The organism is Aeromonas sp. EERV15 (assembly GCF_900079845.1).
Classification (GTDB): Bacteria; Pseudomonadota; Gammaproteobacteria; order Enterobacterales; family Aeromonadaceae; genus Aeromonas; species Aeromonas sobria.
Genome location: NZ_FKKY02000011.1, coordinates 161,944 through 167,943, shown reverse-complemented (window position 1 = coordinate 167,943; position 6,000 = coordinate 161,944). Strand labels below are relative to the sequence as shown.

At 53.4% G+C, this 6,000-nt stretch carries 4 protein-coding genes and 1 pseudogene; 1 reads left to right on the top strand and 4 read right to left on the bottom strand.

Features of this window, described 5'->3' with window-relative positions; all coding sequences use genetic code 11:
• Positions 1–336: 336 nt before the first annotated feature.
• Positions 337–879 (bottom strand): D-glycero-beta-D-manno-heptose 1,7-bisphosphate 7-phosphatase, encoded by a 543-nt coding sequence (gmhB, locus tag BN4575_RS11870; protein ID WP_042019296.1) that lies wholly within the window; start codon positions 877–879, stop codon positions 337–339.
• Positions 880–1,011: 132 nt separating this feature from the next.
• Here gmhB and BN4575_RS11865 point away from each other — a divergent pair.
• Positions 1,012–1,973 (top strand): annotated as a pseudogene (locus BN4575_RS11865) (IS1595 family transposase).
• A 58-nt stretch (positions 1,974–2,031) separates the two neighbouring features.
• Here the strand turns inward: BN4575_RS11865 and tuf are convergent.
• The 3 genes from tuf to rpsG all read right to left on the bottom strand — a co-directional run bounded on the left by tuf (position 2,032) and on the right by rpsG (position 5,922).
• On the bottom strand, positions 2,032–3,216 hold the full coding sequence (tuf, locus tag BN4575_RS11860; protein ID WP_068978300.1) for an elongation factor Tu: 1,185 nt from the start codon (positions 3,214–3,216) through the stop codon (positions 2,032–2,034).
• Between the two features lie 54 nt (positions 3,217–3,270).
• Positions 3,271–5,376 (bottom strand): elongation factor G, encoded by a 2,106-nt coding sequence (gene fusA, locus BN4575_RS11855; RefSeq protein WP_042019299.1) that lies wholly within the window; start codon positions 5,374–5,376, stop codon positions 3,271–3,273.
• A gap of 75 nt (positions 5,377–5,451) precedes the next feature.
• Positions 5,452–5,922 carry a 30S ribosomal protein S7 gene (rpsG, locus tag BN4575_RS11850; protein ID WP_042019301.1) on the bottom strand — a complete coding sequence of 157 codons (471 nt, stop codon included), beginning with the start codon at positions 5,920–5,922 and terminating at the stop codon, positions 5,452–5,454.
• Between the last annotated feature and the right edge of the window lie 78 nt (positions 5,923–6,000).

Below are 6,000 nucleotides of genomic sequence, written 5' to 3'. Positions count from 1 at the left end.
TCTTGGTCACTTCACCAGACATTGAAAATCAAAAATTAATTTTGATGCTCGATGCTGTGAGTGCCCACACAGATTGCTTGATTCAAATTGTTAAAGAGCGACGCAACAGTTCGTTGCTGCGGGAGTGGAATTCTACTCAACCGCCTTCTCGAGTCAAGCCTTATTTTCAAGGGCTTTTCGAGGTTACCGACTGGGCTGTTTGCGTTGCCGCTTGCCCTGTCGATGGGGCGCATTATAGGGAGCAGAATCTTTCTGGCAAGCAGATAATTGCAAAAAGATGGCTTTCGTCGCTCGTTCGCTCGCAAAGCCACCAATTAGCACAGTTAATAACCGAAATCAGGCTGCGGCAGGCACTGCAATGGCGAAATCGTGGAGATTGTCATAGATCGCATCAGCCAAAACGATACCTTCATCTGTCAGCGGTTTACCCGTCCTGACCATCACTTTATGGCCAACGTTGGCATTAGTCGCAGCTTTGAGGTCAGAAGGCTTATCACCCACCATATAAGAACGGCCCATATCGATGTCGTGTTCCTGTTTAGCCAACAGCAGCATTCCGGGGGCTGGCTTACGACAATCACACGGTGCACTGTGATCCGGGTGGTGGGGACAGAAATAGATGCCATCGAGATCCACATCCCGATCGGCCAGTGACCAGTCCATCCACTCCGTCAGATTCATGAAGTCATCTTCGCTGAAGTAGCCACGGGCGATACCGGACTGGTTGGTAACGACAACCAGCAGGTACCCTTTCTTCTTTAACAGCTGCAGGGCTTCGATCACCCCGGGCAGAAAATGGAAATCATCTACCTGACTCACATAGCCAGTGTCTTCATTGATGACACCGTCACGATCCAGAAAAATGGCGGCTTTGCTCACGGAAACTACCTCTATCAATGGTTTCGTCCAGTATCTCACAGGCCATAAATAGCCCCAAAAATAAAGGCTCTGTCCCAATTATGTGTTGAAAGGCTAAGCTTAAAGTAGGCCATCACCTTGAGGTCTACCATCATGGATACCCCAGCCTTTCAACACCTGTTGTCTCTGTTTCCACAACTTACCCTGCGCCAACGCCGTGTTGCCCAGCAGGAGCTCACTGCGCCCCACGCCATTACCTCCCTGAACTCCCAGTTACCTGCATGCAGTGGTTGCCCACATTGTCAGGCCGATGCCAATCAGCTGGCCCCCTGGGGATGGCGTCGGGGACTACGTCGCTACCGTTGCAAACTGTGTCTGCGCACCAGCTCCATCCTCACCAAGACCCCCTTGGCCAGATTACGTAAAGCGCAGTGCTGGGAAGACTATGCGCAAGCTCTCATTGAAGGACTCACTGTCCGCCAGGCAGCGCTGCGTTGCGGGGTCAGCAAGAACACCGCGTTCCTCTGGCGTCACCGCTTCTTGCGTGCGATGGCCGCCCATCAAGCCACACGGGAAGAGGGTATCGTTGAGGTCGATGAGACCTTCTTCCTCGAATCGTTCAAGGGGCAACGGGGACTGCCGCGTCCGGCACGACATCGTGGTGGCAAGGGGCGAACCGTGGTACCGGGCCAGATTACATCCCGGTGATGGTGGTGCAGGACCGCGCAGGCCATCATGCAGATTTTCAGCTGGAGCATATGAATGCCGAGACTGTCATCGCGGTGTTGAAGCCGCAGGTGTCACCGGATGCGGTGCTGTGTAGCGATGGCGCGGGCGTGTATGCCAGTTTCAGTAAAGTGCAGGGCGTGACTCATCAAGTCGTGCGCAATCGTCAGGGTGAGCGAGTGGCCGGCGCGTATCACATTCAGCATGTGAACGGCTATCACCGTCGGTTGAAAGAGTGGATGGAGCGCTTCCATGGCGTGGCGACGCACTACCTGAGGAATTATCTGGGTTGGCGCAGGATGCTGGAGCGTTATGGGAAGGGTGTGAATATCAAAGCGTGTTTACATGAGGCGCTGGGGCAACCCATGCAACACGTAATTGGGACATAGCCAAAATAAAAGGGGTGGCCGAAGCCACCCCTTTTCATGTTTGTATATAACGAATCGATTAAGCGATTACGCTAGCTACAACACCAGCACCTACGGTACGGCCACCTTCACGGATAGCGAAACGCAGGCCGTCGTCCATCGCGATCGGCGCAATCAGGGTAACAACCATTTTGATGTTGTCGCCTGGCATTACCATCTCTACGCCTTCCGGCAGTTCGATGGTACCGGTCACGTCGGTTGTACGGAAGTAGAACTGCGGACGGTAGCCCTTGAAGAACGGAGTATGACGACCACCTTCTTCTTTGGACAGTACGTACACTTCAGATTCAAACTTGGTGTGCGGCTTGATTGAGCCCGGCTTGGCCAGTACCTGACCACGCTCTACGTCTTCACGCTTCACGCCACGCAGCAGTGCACCAACGTTCTCGCCTGCACGACCTTCGTCCAGCAGCTTACGGAACATTTCTACACCGGTACAGGTAGTAGTCACGGTATCTTTGATACCAACGATTTCTACAGACTCACCTACTTTAACGATACCGCGCTCTACACGACCGGTAACTACAGTACCGCGGCCAGCGATAGAGAATACGTCTTCGATAGGCATCAGGAACGGCAGGTCAATTGCACGCTCCGGCTCTGGGATGTAGGTATCCAGGTGGCCAGCCAGCTCGATGATCTTCTCTTCCCACTGCGCTTCGCCTTCCAGCGCTTTCAGCGCGGAACCACGTACTACCGGCAGGTCATCACCCGGGAAGTCATATTCGGTCAGCAGTTCACGAACTTCCATCTCGACCAGTTCGAGCAGCTCTTCGTCATCTACCATGTCGCACTTGTTCATGAACACGATCATGTACGGGATACCAACCTGGCGACCCAGCAGGATGTGCTCACGAGTCTGCGGCATCGGGCCGTCAGTCGCTGCTACTACCAGAATTGCGCCGTCCATCTGGGCAGCACCGGTGATCATGTTCTTAACGTAGTCGGCGTGGCCCGGGCAATCTACGTGTGCGTAGTGGCGGATCGGGGTGTCGTATTCTACGTGGGAGGTGTTGATGGTGATACCACGCTCACGCTCTTCCGGTGCCTTGTCGATCTGGTCGAAGGCGAAAGCTTTACCACCGTAGGCCTTGGCCAGTACGCTGGTGATAGCTGCAGTCAGGGTGGTTTTACCGTGGTCAACGTGGCCGATGGTGCCCACGTTTACGTGCGGTTTGTTACGCTCAAATTTTTCTTTAGACACGACGTAGTCCTTCTAGGTTAAACCCGCCTACCGTCGTAAGCGGGGAATCATAAATTACTTGGATTTGCGCTCTTCGATTACTGCTTGAGCCACGTTAGTCGGGGCATCAGAGTACTTAGCGAATTCCATTGCGTAGGAAGCACGACCTTGGGTAGCGGAACGCAGTGCAGTTGCATAACCGAACATTTCGGCCAGCGGCACCAGAGCACGTACGATCTTGCCGGACGGGCCATCTTCCATACCTTCGATCAGGCCACGACGACGGTTCAGGTCACCGATAACGTCGCCCATGTAATCTTCCGGAGTCTCGACTTCAACCTGCATAACCGGCTCAAGCAGCACTGGCTTGGCTTTCATGTAGCCAGCTTTAAATGCCAGAGATGCAGCGATCTTGAACGCCAGCTCGGAAGAGTCGACATCGTGGTAAGAACCGTAGTGCAGACGAACACCGACATCCATAACCGGATAGCCAGCCAGCGGGCCAGATTTGAGCTGCTCACGCAGACCCTTATCAACACCCGGGATGTATTCGCCTGGGATCACGCCGCCTTTGATGTCGTTAACGAACTCGTAGGCTTTACCGGCTTCCAGCGGGTACATGTCGATCACAACGTGACCGTACTGACCGCGACCACCAGACTGCTTGGCGTGCTTACCTTCGATATCCTTGACGGTTTCACGAATGGTTTCACGGTAGGCAACCTGCGGCTTACCAACGTTAGCTTCAACCTTGAACTCGCGACGCATACGGTCAACGATGATGTCCAGGTGCAGCTCGCCCATACCGGCGATGATGGTTTGGCCAGATTCTTCGTCAGTCCATACACGGAAAGACGGATCTTCTTGCGCCAGACGGCCCAGTGCCAGACCCATCTTCTCTTGGTCAGCCTTGGTTTTCGGCTCAACCGCGATAGAAATTACCGGCTCCGGGAATTCCATACGCTCGAGGATGATCGGTGATTTTTCATCACACAGGGTATCACCGGTGGTCACATCTTTCAGACCGATAGCAGCAGCGATGTCGCCAGCGCGTACTTCTTTGATCTCTTCACGCTTGTTGGCGTGCATCTGAACGATACGGCCAAAGCGCTCGCGCTTGTCCTTAACGGAGTTCAGCACGGTGTCACCAGAGTTAACAACACCGGAGTAGACGCGGAAGAAGGTCAGGTTACCAACGAACGGGTCGGTAGCAATTTTGAACGCCAGAGCAGAGAACGGCTCGTCATCAGAAGCATGACGCTCGTCTTTGGTCTCGCCGTCCATTTTCAGGCCGTCGATAGCTGCTACGTCGGTCGGTGCCGGCAGATAGTCAACTACGGCATCCAGCATAGCCTGAACGCCTTTGTTCTTGAACGCAGAGCCACAGGTAACCAGGATGATCTCGTTGTTCAGAACGCGCAAACGAAGAGCTTTCTTGATTTCTTCTTCGGTCAGTTCTTCACCGCCGAGGTACTTTTCCATCAAGTCTTCAGATGCTTCAGCAGCTGCTTCAACCAGGTTCATGCGCATTTCTTGCGCCTGCTCCAGCAGTTCAGCCGGGATCTCTTCGTAATCGAAGGATACGCCCTGATCAGCTTCGCTCCAGTTGATGGCTTTCATCTTGACCAGGTCAACAACGCCCTTGAAGTTCTCTTCTGCACCGATGTTCAGTTGCAGGGGAACCGGAACGCCTTTCAGACGGGTCTTGATGTGCTCAACGCAGCGCAAATAGTTAGCACCGGTACGGTCCATCTTGTTGACGAACGCGATACGGGGAACTTTGTACTTGTTAGCCTGACGCCATACGGTTTCAGACTGTGGCTGTACGCCACCTACGGCACAGTACACCATCACGGCACCGTCCAGAACACGCATTGAACGCTCTACTTCGATAGTAAAGTCAACGTGGCCCGGGGTGTCGATGATGTTGATACGGTGCGGTTGATACTGTTTACCCATACCGGACCAGAATGCGGTGGTCGCGGCGGAGGTGATGGTAATACCACGCTCCTGTTCCTGTTCCATCCAGTCCATGGTGGCTGCGCCATCGTGAACTTCACCGATCTTGTGACTTACACCGGTGTAAAACAGAACGCGTTCGGTAGTAGTAGTTTTACCGGCGTCAATGTGAGCGGAGATACCGATGTTACGATAACGCTCAATAGGAGTTGTACGAGCCATTGTCATCCTCTTACTAAGGCGCTTCGCCCTAGGTAATGAAAGGCACGCAGAGCCATGAGGCTCTGCGTAAGCGGATTACCAGCGGAAGTGAGCGAAGGCTTTGTTCGCTTCAGCCATACGGTGAACGTCTTCACGTTTCTTGACAGACGAACCCTTGTTATCAGAGGCATCCAGCAGCTCGCCAGCCAAACGCTGAGCCATTGATTTTTCACCACGTTTACGAGCGGCGTCAACCAACCAGCGCATTGCCAGGGCATTGCGACGGACCGGACGAACTTCTACCGGTACCTGATAGGTTGCACCACCGACACGACGAGATTTAACCTCGACGGACGGACGAATGTTATCCAGAGCTTCTTCGAAGACGGCCAGGTGATCTTTGCCGCTCTTGGTGGCAATGATGTCCAGGGCGCCATATACGATGGCTTCGGAAACAGATTTCTTACCGTCAACCATTACTACGTTGACGAATTTAGCCAGCAGCTCTGATCCGAACTTGGGATCTGGCAGGATTTTACGCTGACCAACAACACGACGTCTTGGCATTTCAAATTCTCCGTAACTTCAGGGATTACCCAAAACTAGAAAGTTATCTAACTAGAAACGAATTAACGTTTGGCCTTA

Excerpts from the sequence above, each read along its gene's own strand:
- fusA (WP_042019299.1), bottom strand. The coding sequence starts at position 5,376 with ATGGCTCGTACAACTCCTATTGAGCGTTATCGTAACATCGGTATCTCC.
- rpsG (WP_042019301.1), bottom strand. The coding sequence starts at position 5,922 with ATGCCAAGACGTCGTGTTGTTGGTCAGCGTAAAATCCTGCCAGATCCC.